Source organism: Cytobacillus dafuensis, assembly GCF_007995155.1.
GTDB lineage: Bacteria > Bacillota > Bacilli > Bacillales > Cytobacillaceae > Cytobacillus > Cytobacillus dafuensis.
This window is the reverse complement of the sequence record NZ_CP042593.1, coordinates 3,910,698-3,924,860: the sequence shown is the minus strand read 5'-3', so window position 1 is coordinate 3,924,860 and position 14,163 is coordinate 3,910,698. Positions and strand designations below refer to the sequence as shown.

The 14,163-nt window shown below is 36.7% G+C and carries 12 protein-coding genes; 8 read left to right on the top strand and 4 right to left on the bottom strand.

Features of this window, described 5'->3' with window-relative positions:
- Nucleotide 1: 1 nt before the first annotated feature.
- The 6 genes from FSZ17_RS18755 (at nucleotide 2) to FSZ17_RS18730 (ending at nucleotide 7,543) form a co-directional block, all read left to right on the top strand.
- A complete protein-coding gene (locus FSZ17_RS18755; protein WP_057776741.1) occupies nucleotides 2-1,429 on the top strand; it encodes a YlbE family protein in 1,428 nt (475 codons plus the stop codon).
- Between the two features lie 83 nt (nucleotides 1,430-1,512).
- Nucleotides 1,513-2,688 (top strand): ankyrin repeat domain-containing protein, encoded by a 1,176-nt coding sequence (locus tag FSZ17_RS18750; protein WP_057776740.1) that lies wholly within the window; start codon nucleotides 1,513-1,515, stop codon nucleotides 2,686-2,688.
- Between the two features lie 24 nt (nucleotides 2,689-2,712).
- A complete protein-coding gene (gene arcC, locus FSZ17_RS18745; protein ID WP_057776739.1) occupies nucleotides 2,713-3,663 on the top strand; it encodes a carbamate kinase in 951 nt (316 codons plus the stop codon).
- A 425-nt stretch (nucleotides 3,664-4,088) separates the two neighbouring features.
- Entirely contained in the window at nucleotides 4,089-5,630 is a 1,542-nt protein-coding gene (locus FSZ17_RS18740) for a hypothetical protein (protein ID WP_057776738.1), read from the top strand.
- A gap of 66 nt (nucleotides 5,631-5,696) precedes the next feature.
- Complete coding sequence (locus tag FSZ17_RS18735; protein WP_057776737.1) at nucleotides 5,697-6,152, top strand: nucleoside deaminase; 456 nt, start codon at nucleotides 5,697-5,699, stop codon at nucleotides 6,150-6,152.
- Nucleotides 6,153-6,262: 110 nt separating this feature from the next.
- Nucleotides 6,263-7,543 carry a purine/pyrimidine permease gene (locus FSZ17_RS18730; RefSeq protein WP_057776736.1) on the top strand — a complete coding sequence of 427 codons (1,281 nt, stop codon included), beginning with the start codon at nucleotides 6,263-6,265 and terminating at the stop codon, nucleotides 7,541-7,543.
- A 276-nt stretch (nucleotides 7,544-7,819) separates the two neighbouring features.
- Here the strand turns inward: FSZ17_RS18730 and FSZ17_RS18725 are convergent, their stop codons facing one another.
- Complete coding sequence (locus tag FSZ17_RS18725; RefSeq protein ID WP_228460236.1) at nucleotides 7,820-8,701, bottom strand: alpha/beta hydrolase; 882 nt, start codon at nucleotides 8,699-8,701, stop codon at nucleotides 7,820-7,822.
- Between the two features lie 143 nt (nucleotides 8,702-8,844).
- On the opposite strand from FSZ17_RS18725, the gene FSZ17_RS18720 reads away from it, so the two are divergent.
- Nucleotides 8,845-9,549 (top strand): ankyrin repeat domain-containing protein, encoded by a 705-nt coding sequence (locus FSZ17_RS18720; protein ID WP_057776735.1) that lies wholly within the window; start codon nucleotides 8,845-8,847, stop codon nucleotides 9,547-9,549.
- Nucleotides 9,550-9,707: 158 nt separating this feature from the next.
- Here FSZ17_RS18720 and FSZ17_RS18715 read toward each other — a convergent pair whose 3' ends face one another.
- Nucleotides 9,708-10,955, bottom strand: a complete 1,248-nt coding sequence (locus FSZ17_RS18715; RefSeq protein ID WP_057776734.1) for a M20 family metallo-hydrolase — start codon at nucleotides 10,953-10,955, stop codon at nucleotides 9,708-9,710.
- Nucleotides 10,956-11,425: 470 nt separating this feature from the next.
- Between FSZ17_RS18715 and FSZ17_RS18710 the strand changes: the two genes are divergently transcribed.
- Nucleotides 11,426-12,349 (top strand): cation diffusion facilitator family transporter, encoded by a 924-nt coding sequence (locus FSZ17_RS18710; protein ID WP_057776733.1) that lies wholly within the window; start codon nucleotides 11,426-11,428, stop codon nucleotides 12,347-12,349.
- Nucleotides 12,350-12,394: 45 nt separating this feature from the next.
- On the opposite strand, the gene FSZ17_RS18705 is transcribed toward FSZ17_RS18710, so the two are convergent.
- Both FSZ17_RS18705 and FSZ17_RS18700 read right to left on the bottom strand, forming a co-directional pair.
- The gene (locus FSZ17_RS18705) at nucleotides 12,395-13,243 is read right to left on the bottom strand and encodes a DUF2935 domain-containing protein (protein WP_057776732.1); all 849 of its coding nucleotides are present in this window, start codon (nucleotides 13,241-13,243) and stop codon (nucleotides 12,395-12,397) included.
- Nucleotides 13,244-13,378: 135 nt separating this feature from the next.
- Complete coding sequence (locus tag FSZ17_RS18700) at nucleotides 13,379-13,978, bottom strand: undecaprenyl-diphosphatase (protein ID WP_057776731.1); 600 nt, start codon at nucleotides 13,976-13,978, stop codon at nucleotides 13,379-13,381.
- Nucleotides 13,979-14,163: the final 185 nt, after the last annotated feature.

Here is a 14,163-nt window from a genome sequence, read left to right as displayed (position 1 = left end):
CATGAGCAAAATTAACGAACTTTTTAATAATAAGCTTAATGTTATCAATGTTGGAATTGAGTCTTTTAAAGATGATATGTTAGAGCAAAACGCAGAAGTTACTCATTTAGATTGGACTCCTCCAGGCCGTGGGAACCCAAGCCTAATTGCAGCACTTGATAAGCTTGAAAATCCTGCAATTATGGCGAAAATTGAGGAAGCTAACAAATTGGCAGTTGAAAGAATTATTAACTCTAAGCCAGTTTTAATTGGCTATGACCAAGCGATCAACTGTGTACCAGGTATGACAAAAACAACTATCCTTCATGCAGGTCCTCCTATTACTTGGGATAAAATGAATGGACCTATGAAAGGTGCCGTTACAGGTGCTATCGTATTCGAAGGCTTAGCAAAAACAATTGAAGAAGCAGAGGAAGTTGCAGCTTCTGGTGCTATTACATTTGCACCATGTCATGAGCACAACTGTGTTGGTTCAATGGCAGGAGTAACATCTGCATCTATGTTCATGCACATTGTTGAAAACAAAACATACGGAAACATTGCTTATACAAACTTAAGTGAGCAATTATCAAAAATCCTTCGTATGGGTGCGAACGATGAAAGTGTTATAAATCGTTTAATTTGGATGCGTGATGTATTTGGTCCAATTTTACGAGATGCAATGAAGTTAAATCCAAATGGAATTGACCTTCGTTTAATGCTTGCTCAAGCTCTTCATATGGGTGATGAGTGTCATAACCGTAACGTTGCGGGAACTACTCTATTAATTCAAGCGTTAACGCCATATATTTTACAAACAGATTATACGATTGAGCAGAAGCGTGAAGTATTTGAATTCGTAGCAAGCAGTGATTACTTCTCTGGTCCAACTTGGATGGCTATGAGCAAATGTGCGCTTGATGCTGCTCATGGCATTGAGAACAGTACAGTTGTTACTACAATGGCACGTAATGGTGTTGAATTTGGAATCCGTGTAAGTGGCATGGCTGGAAACACTTGGTTTACAGGCCCAGCTCAAAAGGTAATTGGCCCAATGTTCGCTGGTTATAAGCCAGAAGATTCTGGTCTTGATATTGGTGACAGTGCGATCACTGAGACTTATGGCATCGGTGGATTTGCAATGGCGGCTGCACCTGCAATTGTTGCTCTTGTTGGTGGAACAGTTGAAGAAGCAATTGGCTTTACGACAAAAATGAAGGAAATCACAACAGATGAAAATCCAAATGTAACAATTCCGTTACTAGATTTCATGGGTGTTCCTACAGGAATTGATGTTCGTAAAGTTATTCAAACAGGCATTATGCCAATAATCAATACAGCCATTGCACATAAAGATCCAGGCATTGGAATGATTGGTGCTGGTATTACGTATCCTCCTGTTGAAGCATATGAAAAAGCATTACTTGCTTTAGCAGAAAACATTCAATAATACCAAAGAGGATGACTCAATAATTAAGGACTTGGCGAACGCCAAGTTTTTCTAATAGATAACAACAAAAGGAGAGAATAGTTGTGGAAAATCAATCCTTGAACACCGAACTTCTTCTTGCAAGTGAACAGGGAGATTTATCTGCTATTGAGCATTTATTAAAACAAGGCGCTAGCCTAAATTATAAAGATGCTGAAGGCCGTACAGCCTTAATGGCAGCTACACAAAAAAATCAAGTTGCAGCTGTAAAAATGCTAATTGAAGCGGGAAGTGACGTTAATACCAGAGACATCACGCAATTATCTCCATTTATTTGTTCCGCTGCAAATGGATTTCACGAAATATTGCGTTTAATGATAGCTGGCGGAGCTGATTTACCTAGTGTGAATCGTTTTGGAGGAACAGCTTTATTACCTTCTAGTGAAAAAGGCTATTTAAAAACGGTTCAAATTTGTATTGATGCTGGAGTTCCAGTTAATCATGTAAATAATTTAGGCTGGTCTGCTCTTTTAGAAGCTGTCATTTTAGGAAATGGCGGTCGTCTATACGCTGACATTATTCAAACACTTGTAGATGCAGGAGCAGATGTGAATTTGCCTGATAGAGATGGAAAGTCCTCCAGTCAGCATGCTAAAGAGCTTAATCAGCATAAGGTCGTTAAAATTCTGAATAAAGAATTTAAAGAGACAAATGAATCAATCATGAAGGCTAAGTCACTTGCTAAGAACGATCATTATGAAGAAGCGATTGCTGAAATAAATAAAGCCTTAGAAACAGATGGTCAAAATCTTGATTTGATTTATTATAAAGGCTATTTCTTACAAGAGCTAAAAAAATACGCGGAAGCTATTCAAGAATACGAAAAAGCCTTAGCTCTTGATCCAAAAGATCTTGATTTTTATTTCTACACAGCTAATTGTTATAGATTGTGGAAAAAACCCGAGGAAGCCCTAATGGAATATGAAAAGGCTTGTGGGCTAAATCCTAGTGATACATTCTATCGATATCATAAATCAAATTATTTAAGAGAGCTTGGCAGGCATAAGGAAGCTGTCATTGAAATGGATAAGCTGCTAGCTCTTCAGCATCATCGATATGATTTCTCTTTTCATAAGGCAAACAGCCTAAGATCTTTAGGCAAACATGAAGAAGCTATTGAAGCAATCGAGAATGCGATTGCCAATGATCCAACCAATCCTTTATATCAATTGCACAAGGAGCAATCCATTGAATTACTAGAAAAAGATAAAAGAAGATAATCGTTAATTATAGGAGGTAAACAAGTGGGAGAGGTAATTATTGTTGCTATCGGAGGCAATGCACTAGTTAAAGAAAACGGTCGTGACTCCGTTCAAGACCAATATGAAGCAGTACAAGAAACAGTTGTCAATATCACTGATATGGTAGAAGAGGGCTACAATGTTGTTGTTACGCATGGAAATGGTCCTCAAGTAGGCTTTGGCTTAAGACGATCTGAAATTGCCAATGAAGTTGCGGGTATGCCTATAATGCCTCTAGTAAATTGTGTAGCGGATACACAAGGCGGAATTGGATACCAAATTCAACAATCCTTAACGAGTGAGTTTGCAAAAAGAGGAATTAATAAAAAGGTTGCTACTGTTATTACCCAGGTCGAGGTTAGCAAGGACGACCCTAATTTTAAAAATCCTACAAAACCTGTAGGCTCCTTCTTTTCACTTGAGCAAATGGAAGAAATGAAAAAGGAACATCCAGATTGGATTTTCATTGAAGATTCCGGACGTGGATATCGCAGAGTTGTGCCTTCACCAAGACCAATTGATATCGTTGAAAAAGACGCTATTAAGTCATTAATTGATGCTGGTTTTGTAGTCATTGCTGTTGGCGGCGGCGGCATTCCAGTAGTGAAATCTGAGAACAACACTTACGAAGGTATTGATGCTGTTATTGATAAGGATTTTGCGACAAGCCTTTTAGCAGAACAAGTGAATGCAGAAACATTAATCATTACAACAGGTGTTTCAAGAGTTTGCATCAACTTTGGTAAGCCTAACCAAAAGGCGCTTGAGAAAATTACTGTTGAAGAAACAAAACAATATATGGAGGAAGGCCACTTTCCAGCAGGAAGCATGCTTCCTAAAATCGAAGCAAGTTTAAGCTTCATTGAAAAAAGTGGTTCTAGAGTAATTATTACGGATCCAGAAAGCTTAAAAGATGCTATTAATGAAAAAGCAGGTACACATATTGTTAAATAATGAATAATCACTAATGGCCGACCTTAATTTGGGTCGGCCTAAATGATTAAGAATGCATGAGTGTTTTCTCCATTATTTATGCAAATAGGACTTTGTTCTCATTCACTATAAATCATGGTCTCATTTTGTACAAAATACATTGTATAACTTGCCTAATAATAAACACATTTTTTTGGATTTGATATACAATGACGATTTTGTGCATTTTGTATAAACTTAGCTTGTAAGGTTTAGTGCAAATGCCTAAATTAAGGCATTGAAATAAGCCTTTCCAAAATGTCGAATTAATTAATTCAAAGTATTATTTAGAGACCTATAGGCGCATGGAAATATTGTGCGAAATGAAAACGCTAACAAGCGAATGGATCCTCGCTTTGGAGCAAAATTTAAACAGGCTTTTTAATAAAAAGCAAGGAGTGTAAATCATGGGAAACGTGACTTTTTGGAAAAAGGGAGATTTTGCTGCTTCCTTCGGTTTGTTCGTTAACGTTTTGACAGACTTTTTGGTTATGATTTCATTATTAATTGGTGTAGTAGGTATGCCAAAAGAATTCGTTTATAAACAAATTGTTCCTGGCTTTGGATTTGCTGTATTGCTATCTGGTATTATGTTTGCTTATTTTGCTTATAAATTAGCTAAGAAAACAGGTAGAAATGACATTACCGCTCTACCATCAGGTTCTAGTTCACCTGGTATTTTTCTTATCGTATTTGTGATTATGCTTCCTCTATATCATCAAACACAGGATGCTGCTTTTACTACAACAGTTGCGATCCTTTGGGTCTTCGTTGAGGCTATCATTTTATTAATAGGTGCATTTTTAGGTGAAACTATTCGAAAGCTCGTTCCAAGAACAGTATTGCTAGCAGCCTTGGCAGGTTTGGCATTTGTATTCTTAGGTATGAACCCAATGCTACAATCTTTTGAAATGCCTGTAGTAGCATTTGTTGCATTAATAATTATTTTCATGAACTGGTTAAGTAAGCATCCTCTATTCAAGAAAATACCTACAGGTTTATTATTGATAGTAGTTGGAACTGCAATTGCTTGGATAGCTGGTTATCAAAATCCTGCTGATGTTACTGAAGCTCTAAAATCATTTGGCTTTAATCCTCCTATGTTACATTTAGATGGTTTTGCCGACAGTTTTAACGCTGCTTTACCATATTTATTAACTGCTGTACCTCTAGGGTTATCAAACTACATTTTTAATCTAGAAAACGTTGAAGCTGCTGCTGTTTGTGGAGACGAATACAAAACTAGAGACGTTATGATTACAAACGGTGTTTGTTCTGCAATTGGTGGCCTTTGTGGTAACCCATTCCCAGTAACAGTATATGTAGGACATGCTGGATGGAAAGAAGTTGGTGCTGGATTAGGCTATTCTATTGCTAGCTCTGTTGCAATATTCCTGATATCAATTTTTAGTCTTATGGGTCTTTTACTAGCTGTTGTCCCAATTGCCGCTATTGTTCCGATGCTCGTGTTTATTGCGATTGTAACAGGACATCAAGTTGTTAAAGAAAGTCCGAAATTTGAAGCTCCGGCAATCTTTGTATGTTTCTTCCCATGGGTTGCTACTTGGGCACTTACTGCTGTTAATAATGCAATTTCGGCTACTGGTATGTCGGTAGGGGAGGGTGCCGATCAAGTTTCTTCACTTGCCCTTCACAATGCTGGACTTTTCTACGATGGTTTGCTTGCTCTAGGTAATGGTGCTCCTATTACGAGTGTGCTTTGGGGTTGTATAGCTGTATTTACTATCCGTAACACGCCTATTGGAGGAATAATAGCTGCTGTGCTTGGAGCCGCTTTAACTTTTGTTGGTGCTATTCATACAAGCACTCTCGGACTTGCACAAGATATTGCTATGCCTTTCGTTTGGGGATATCTACTAATTGCAGCATTTTTAGCGTACAAGCTTTATGTAAATAAGAAAGAAAATATTGGTCCTGTTACAGAGTAAAATGGAAGCTCGTGCATACAGTTATCCAAAAAATTTATATAACCAAAATTGCGGAGGATTTTTGATATGGATTACATGAAACTAGCTGTAGATGCTACAATCGAAGGCATGAATAAAAAACATGGAGGACCATTCGGCTCAACTATCGTTCGTAACGGTGAAGTAATTGCTGCTGTTGGAAATACAATGATGAGAGACACTGATGTGTCGGCACATGCAGAAATGGTTGCTATTCGTGAGGCTACTAAAAAATTGGGAACATTCGACTTATCAGATTGCGAAATTTACGCAACTTGTGAGCCTTGCCCAATGTGTGTAGGAGCAATTATCTGGGCTGGTATTAAAAATGTTTACTACTGCAGCACTAATGAAGATGCCGCTAAGCATGGTTTCTCTGACAAACATCTTCGAGCTTATTTAAAAGGTGAAGACGATAGCGTTGTTAACATGATTAAGGTTGAAAACAGAGAAGATTGCGATTACCTATGGGAGCATTTCCACAAGCTAAATGAAGAGAAATAATATTCTCAATAAATGAGTACACTAACGTCACTTATCCGGCACTAATTTCTGGTGCCGGATTTTAGCATTTTTTTATTAGGCTGCTTTCATGGAAGGAATTAAAACAATTAATGAACTCAGAAAATAAATATATAAGTACATTTCAATGGTTTGTTTATTTACTTGCTAATTCAGTTGCTCTTCCCATCGTTATTGGAAATGTGTATCAGCTTTCTGAACAAGAAATATCGTCTCTAATGCAAAGAACATTCTTTATCGTTGGTCTCAGTTCGTTCATTCAGGCGAAATTTGGTCACCGTTATCCAATAGCAGATGGTCCAGCTGGCTCTTGGGTTAGTATATTTGTTATTTATGCAAGTGTAGGGTTGCAGCAAGGTAACACCATGATGGAGACACTGCAAATTCTTGAGGCGGGATTATTAATTGCAGGCTTGGCATTGTTTTTATTAGGAATAACAAAATGGGTTCAGCATCTGCTCTTTCTCTTTACACCAATCGTTACCGGAACCTTTCTATTTATATTAGCGATTCAATTAAGTGGTGTATTTTTTAATGGGATGGTCTCAAGCAGTAATCGTGCTGGTCATTTGGATGTACTGAGCTTTTTACTATCCCTGCTCGTCTTTTTACTTATTATATTCTTAAATACAAAAGGGAAAGGATGGTTAAAGAGTTACGCTATCCTTATCGGAATATTGTTTGGCTGGAGCATATTTGCTGTATTAGGCAAAAGCCAAACAACGTTGACCATTTCATCTGATCTAATAAGATTGCCTGAGGCTTTTGCTTGGGGGCTGCCAAAATTTAATGGTGGTATTATAGTTACAGCCATTTTATTTACATTTCTGCTGCTTTCCAACACATTTGCGGCCATAACCTCAGCAGAGGAAGTGGTCCCTCATAATAAAAAATCTTTACAAGAAAGACTTAATTCAGGAACATGGGCAGGAGGCATATCCCATTTTCTATCAGCTATGTTCTCCACGATTGCTGTTGTTCCTTTGCCTGCCACTGCTGGATTTGTAAAGCTAACAAAGCAATACCGCATTCTGCCGTTCTTGACCGCTTGCGGAATACTAATCACGATCTCAATATTTCCAAGCATTGTAGGCTTATTGTCTTCATTACCTTTGCCTGTTGCCAGTGCTGCTCTATTGGCGACACTCATTGAGATGTTGGGAATTGCACTTCGTTCTCTGACAAAACAATCTTTAAATGAACGAAATTTGACCATTATTGGTGTCGCATTTCTTATTGGTATGGGCATTATGTTTTTACCAGAGGAAACGTTTAGCGGGTTACCAAATATCATCCAGAATATTTTCCATAATGGGTTACTTATCGGGACTTTTGTTGCCATAACCATTGATCAGCTTTGGAAGGATAAATAATTTTTAGCTAACTAATTTGATAATGTTCTCAGTTATACTGATTAGTTTCCATTTCATTACTGAATTTAATAGGGGGCTGTCCCAAAAGCAAAGTTGTCAGGCACCACGAATAATATCTAGTATCAATAAGCGAGTGGAATTCTAGATATATGTATTAAGTGGATACCAGACACCTTATGGGACAACCACTATATTCAATCGAAAAAAATGGGGAATGAAGACAGGCTAAAAACTAGCTGTCCTGTGTAATGGAATCCCGACTAATTAACGTTTAAATTATATTGATAAATGAACCTGAAGAAATTCAATGACCTGCTTCAGGGCGTTTTGAACAACAGGGTTATGGAAATCCTTATCAAAAACATGCTCTCCATTTGGAATTGTAATTAATTTAGCTTCGATTCCTTCTTTTATTAAAGCCCCGCGCATAAAAGCAGATTGTTCGTATGGAACATCCACGTCTTTCGTACCGTGGAGAAATAAGGTAGGGGGATATTCTTTCGAAATATTATACATAGGGCAGAATTTTAGAATTTCTTCTTGATCAAATAATGGATTAATTCCAGTTATGAATGGAATCCATTCACCTGTTTGTCTCACATATAAATATAGAAGAAATCGATCTTCAACAGATCCTTCAGTGATAATTTGATCGGAAACAAGGGTATTTGTTATTTCTTTCGATACTTTATCTTTTTGGCAATAGAATTTGTTTGGACTTGTTGCCCATTTGGCACTAATGTCTCCATATCCATAGAAGGAAACAATGGCACGTGGCTTATTTTTAAATGTTCCTGTACTAAGAGCAAGAAAACCACCTGCGGAACTTCCCACTACTGCTATTCTTTTAGGATCTATAGAAAACTGCTTAGTTCCTTCAGATTCTAACCATAGAAGAGCATCCTGCATGTCCTCAAGGATGTCTGGAAGTTTTGTCTCAGGAGCTAGTCTATAGTCGATAGAAAATACGCAAAAACCATTATTGGTATATAGTTGTATCATTTCTTCGCTAAGCTCTTTTCTTGTTCCCCAAAGTAGACCGCCTCCATGAATATATACAACAACTGGGGCGTTATTATGGTTAGTCTCGTAGAAATCAGCCTTAATTGCAAAGTGTTCATTTTCTTTGTAGATAACGGTATGACTCATTTTTTTCATTCACGTCCAATCCAGTAAGGAAATTATGTTTAGTATTTGTATGTGAATAATACGATATACAGTATATCAAAAAGATAAAAATAGGTCATTATGGGAAAATTGAAAATGAGTAAAAAATCTTATTTCAAGTGAGGGTTGTGAGCATGGCAATTGTACGACTTTCTATCTGGATGATGATACTTATTTTAATAGGATGTCAGAATCCTAATATAACTGAGAAATCAAAGGAAATAAAAGTAGAGAAGAGGGATGATATGAAAAGTCAATTTTTTAAAGCAGCTGATCAAGGAAATATTGCGAAAGTGAATGAGCTGCTAGAGCAGGGGATAGATGTAAATAGCAGAGACAATCAGGGTAGGACCGCGGTTATGATTGCTACGTATGCGAATAATGCTGAAATGGTTAAGGCATTAATTGAAAAGGGTGCAGACGTTAATATTCAAGATAATATGAAAAATAGTCCCTTTCTTTATGCTGGTGCCGAAGGGTATCTTGAGATATTAAAGCTTACGGTTGAAGCGGGAGCGGATCCAAAAATCGTAAACCGATTTGGAGGTACAGCACTTATTCCGGCTTCCGAGCACGGATATATAGAAGTCGTAAAAGTGCTTTTGGAACAGACTGATGTCGATGTGAATCATATCAATAATTTAGGTTGGACAGCCTTAATGGAGGCTATTGTTTTAAGTAACGGCGGGAAAAAACAGCAGGAAACAATAAAAATATTAATTGAGCATGGAGCAGATGTAAACATTCCAGATTCAGGAGGGGTCACACCACTTCAACATGCAGAAGAAAGAGGTTTTAAGGAGATAAAAGAAATTTTACTGAAGGCTGGAGCGAAATAAAAAAATATTCCTTCCTATTATAAATGAAGGGGTTGTCCCAATGCAAAGGTGTCAGGCACCACGAACAATATCTAGTATCAATAAAGCGAGTGAGATTCTAGATTTGTATTATGTGGATGCTAGACACCTTATGGGACAACCCCTTAAATATGTTCTAATTACTTTGTGATTTCTACTGCTTTTGCAAATTGAATAACAACTTCTTCTAAAACATCAATCCCAATCATTATGTCGTCAAGATCGGTGTATTCATCTGGATGATGGCTTAATCCATCTACAGAAGGTACAAAAATTAATCCTGTTGGACCAAGTCTTGTCATATTCATCGCATCATGCCCTGCACCACTCTGCATTACTTCGTAAGATAGTTCCTTGCTCTCACATATGTTTCTTATTCCTTCTATTAGTTCTGAAGAAAGAAGGACAGGTTCTTCTAAACTAATGACCTTGTAATCGATTTCAAGCTGCCTCTTTTCTTTAACTGAAGAAATGGTTTCATAGATGTGTTTTAACACTCGCTCTCTCGAGTCGGTTGAGGTTGATCGGATATCGATTTTTAGCTCTACCTCACCTGGAACGACATTCATTGCACCAGTAGGAATATCTAATACTCCGATAGTACCAACAGTGCCATGAGCTTGTTCTAGTTTTGCCGCCTTTTCAAGTTCTAAAGCAATCTCTGAGGCTCCAAGAAGAGCGTCTTTTCTCATATTCATCGGCGTTGTTCCTGAATGAGAAGCTACCCCAAAGATTTTGAGTAATAATCTGACTGGTGCTGCAATACCAGTAACAATCCCAATTTTATTATTATTATTTATAAGGACAGGGCCTTGTTCGACATGCAATTCGAAATATGCCTTAAATCCTTCATTCGCTCTATTTGCTTCGTCGATACTATTAAAATCAAGCGCACATAAGGCAAATGCCTTTTCCATCGTAATCCCATCACGATCCTTTAAATTTCGGTATTTCTCCTTGTCAATTAATCCAGCCATCGCCTTGCTTCCGACAGTCGATACGCCAAATCTTGATGATTCCTCACAGGCAAATGAAATAACCTCAATTGGGTGATCTGTTTCAATCCCTTTGTCATTCAGTCGTTTGATCACTTCCAGACCCGCTGTTACTCCTACAATTCCATCATATTTTCCCCCTTGGTAAACAGTATCCAAGTGAGACCCCATGACAACTGGTGGAAGCGTATTATTTTTACCCTCTCTTCTAGCAATCAAGTTTCCACAAGGATCAAGACGGATATCTAAATTTTCAGACTTGCAAAACCGCATGAAAGCATGGGTACCAGCTTGTTCTTCATTTGTGTAAGCTACCCTTGTAATACCCCTGTTTCCTGAATTGTATTGATTCATATTATTTAAGAGCATTTCGTATCTTTGTTTGGATTCCATATAAGTATCTCCTATTAATAGTAATATCAATTTATGTTTAATGTTTTAATTAGCATTTTTAATAGAAATAGTATTTAAATTGACGGAGTAGTCGTTTCATGTAGACCTTCATTATATCTATTATTTACAGTTTCTAAAAGAAAAAATGAACTAATGAGATGCGTTTTATGCTTAAGCTAATCTATCGTAGATTAACGGGGGATAAGAACCTTAACCAAAAGAGGTTGAGGGAACAATAAATTCTAAGTGGGTGATCAACTACCCGTAAATGCCCTGTAACGCCGCCACATGTAGTGCGTGAACATTGTAGTTATTCGACTCCTTATTTTTTCATACTTTTTAAGCAATTTGCCTCGGTAAACTTTTTTGTAAGCTTGTTATTTTTATAAACGAATGAAAAAACGTTGCTCTAGACCCACACGCTATCTGGTTGATAAGATAATCAAGAAGTTACAGATGGAGGGTCCAACATGGAACAACAAAGATATGAACAATTAAAAATGGGAGAGCGTGGGGCTATAATAAGCATCGTGGCTTATATTTGTCTATCCGCTCTTAAGTTAATGATTGGCTATATGTCTAACTCAGAAGCTTTAAAGGCAGATGGGATGAACAATATGACAGATATTATTGCCTCTATTGCTGTTCTAATTGGGTTAAAGCTCTCTCAAAAACCTGCAGATAAAGACCATCCATATGGACATTGGAAGGCTGAAAATGTTGCAACACTTGTGGCCTCCTTCATTATGATGGCAGTTGGAATTCAAGTATTATTCGAGGCGATAACCTCTTTCTTTCATTTGGAAAAAGAAGCTCCGGACCTAGTTGCTGCATGGACTGGGATTTTTTGTGCTGTTATTATGTATTTTGTTTATCGATATAATAAAAAGCTTGCAAACAAAATCAATAGTCAATCGGTTATGGCTGCAGCAAAGGATAATTTATCAGATGCTTGGGTAAGTATTGGGGCAGCTGTTGGAATTATTGGCTCACAATTTAATCTCCCGTGGCTCGATCCACTGGCAGCTGTTATTGTAGGCCTGCTCATTTGTAAAACAGCTTGGGATATTTTTAGAGAGGCTTCCCATCATTTGACAGATGGCTTCGATGAAAAATTGTTAGAGGATTTTAAAGAAACCATTCTACATATCAATGGGGTAAAAGGGATTGAGGAATTAAAGGCTAGAAACTATGGAAACAACACGGTTGTAGACGTGGTTATCCTAGTAAATTCAAATTTAAATCTAGAAGATGCACATGATATATCTACAACAGTAGAGAAGGTTTTATATAAAGAGCATGAAGTGTACGCTGTGCATGTGCATGTTGAACCAAACTCTGTAATTAGAACGGAAAAAAATTCGTTAAGAAAAGAAAATAGTCTAACGGAATAAATTGGTTAAAAATAAGGCACCGTTAGACTATATATGAATAATGAATTAAATAGAGCGTGGTTTTACCCCTGTGAGATGTCTTTCGAACATATCAATAATTTCAAGAAATCTTTCAGCCTCTCGGAAAACATGGTCAGCCAGCAGAGGGTGGATGATGCTCTTAATTTTACATTCTTCGATTAATTCTCGTGCTGTTTTCTTAAAGTCCTTAAGAGAAACAACTGACACACGATTTTGATCTAGGAATTGATCTAAAAGTGGTACGGTCTTAGACTGTGGACTCATAGATTCTATATCTCTAGCTTGAAAAACTAATTCATCAAAGTCATTACTGAAATTTCTGGCCAAATCAACCAGCTTTCTTTCTGATGGATCAAGGAGATGTCCGATAAATTTAGCGTGATCAGCCATTATTCTTAAGAAGAAAACATTTTCTTTTATTATCGCGTCTGGAAGTGGTTTCAATTTTCCTTCATTTAATTCGATTAATCGTTTTCGAAAATAATTGGCCTCCCTGCTGGTATGATCAACTAAAAGCGGAAAGTTATTTGCACCAGGCAATTTGCAAGTAAGTATTAATCCTAACACTTTACGCTTAAAAGCAAATATATTTGTTGCAGCTTGTTGAACTTCACTATTAAATTTTCTTATTACTTCTGGTGATGTTTGATTATTAAAAGCATGAGACCGTTGTTCAATTTGTTCAAATACATGATAAAAATTATTCGCTTCCGCTATTAACTGTGTATCCTCGCATCTAAAGCCTAATCTAAGAAATAGCGAATGCTCCTTCATAATCCTAGACCAAAAACGAATTTCGTCTAAAGACCGTGAAACAAACAAGGCTGGATTGATTTGGGTATCACGATCTGAAATTTCTTCATGCCCAGTCATGGCCTAATCTCCTTTCAAAAATGTCGTCTTTAAAAACATATTTTGAAGGTTTGAGAAAATACATTGTCCTAGAGTTTATTAACAAATTTTACAGTAGTTTTCTAAAAAACAATGCTGAAAAATTTATATAGTGAACTATTGTTCTTTAGATTTAGTTTTTATTGGTAGGATTAATTGTTCACCTTTCTCATAAACACCCAACATCTTTTTAGTGATACTTAATTTAGGTACAACTCGATAAACGATTATTGCTATGAATATACTTATAACAGCTCCAACAATAACATCTGCTGGATAATGTACCCCCACCCAAATACGTGAAAGACCTACAAGGAATGCTAATAAAATCCATAAAAATCCCCATCTTCTTCTAAAGAGATAGAAAGTCATACAAAATGAAAAGAACAAAAGGGTATGATCACTTGGAAATGAATTATCTACTGCATGATCGATGAGCTTATTAACATTAGACAGTTCAGCGAACGGCTGGTTATTTGAATGAAGTTTTCCAGCAATTTTACCTGCTATTTCAGCAACTGCAAAAGTAATCGATGCACAAATGACCATAATTCTATTTGTGTTACTTCTTGTAAACCAAAATATTAAGACACTTAATACTAAGAAAAACACCATATATTCAGCAATGAAAGTCATAGTGGGATTTATGTACGTGGAATGTTTACCTAGATTATTAATTATTCTAAACAAATCAATATTCAATTCCGACAAATTCATTATTACTCCTCCATATGTGTTATTAGAGAGAATTATAGTGAATTCGTTCATTATTAAAAATTTGTTTATCTTACAATTTCTCTTACACTTTTGTAAGACTTAAAAGTGTATTGTGAAGAAAGGTTTAATCTTTGTGAATCTTTCTTTATTAGAGGAAAATTGCTGCACAAGGATTTCCCTGTAAG

Excerpts from the sequence above, each read along its gene's own strand:
- FSZ17_RS18755 (WP_057776741.1), top strand. The coding sequence starts at position 2 with ATGAGCAAAATTAACGAACTTTTTAATAATAAGCTTAATGTTATCAAT.
- FSZ17_RS18740 (WP_057776738.1), top strand. The coding sequence starts at position 4,089 with ATGGGAAACGTGACTTTTTGGAAAAAGGGAGATTTTGCTGCTTCCTTC.
- FSZ17_RS18735 (WP_057776737.1), top strand. The coding sequence starts at position 5,697 with ATGGATTACATGAAACTAGCTGTAGATGCTACAATCGAAGGCATGAAT.
- FSZ17_RS18730 (WP_057776736.1), top strand. The coding sequence starts at position 6,263 with ATGAACTCAGAAAATAAATATATAAGTACATTTCAATGGTTTGTTTAT.
- FSZ17_RS18725 (WP_228460236.1), bottom strand. The coding sequence starts at position 8,701 with ATGAAAAAAATGAGTCATACCGTTATCTACAAAGAAAATGAACACTTT.
- FSZ17_RS18720 (WP_057776735.1), top strand. The coding sequence starts at position 8,845 with ATGGCAATTGTACGACTTTCTATCTGGATGATGATACTTATTTTAATA.
- FSZ17_RS18715 (WP_057776734.1), bottom strand. The coding sequence starts at position 10,955 with ATGGAATCCAAACAAAGATACGAAATGCTCTTAAATAATATGAATCAA.
- FSZ17_RS18710 (WP_057776733.1), top strand. The coding sequence starts at position 11,426 with ATGGAACAACAAAGATATGAACAATTAAAAATGGGAGAGCGTGGGGCT.
- FSZ17_RS18705 (WP_057776732.1), bottom strand. The coding sequence starts at position 13,243 with ATGACTGGGCATGAAGAAATTTCAGATCGTGATACCCAAATCAATCCA.
- FSZ17_RS18700 (WP_057776731.1), bottom strand. The coding sequence starts at position 13,978 with ATGAATTTGTCGGAATTGAATATTGATTTGTTTAGAATAATTAATAAT.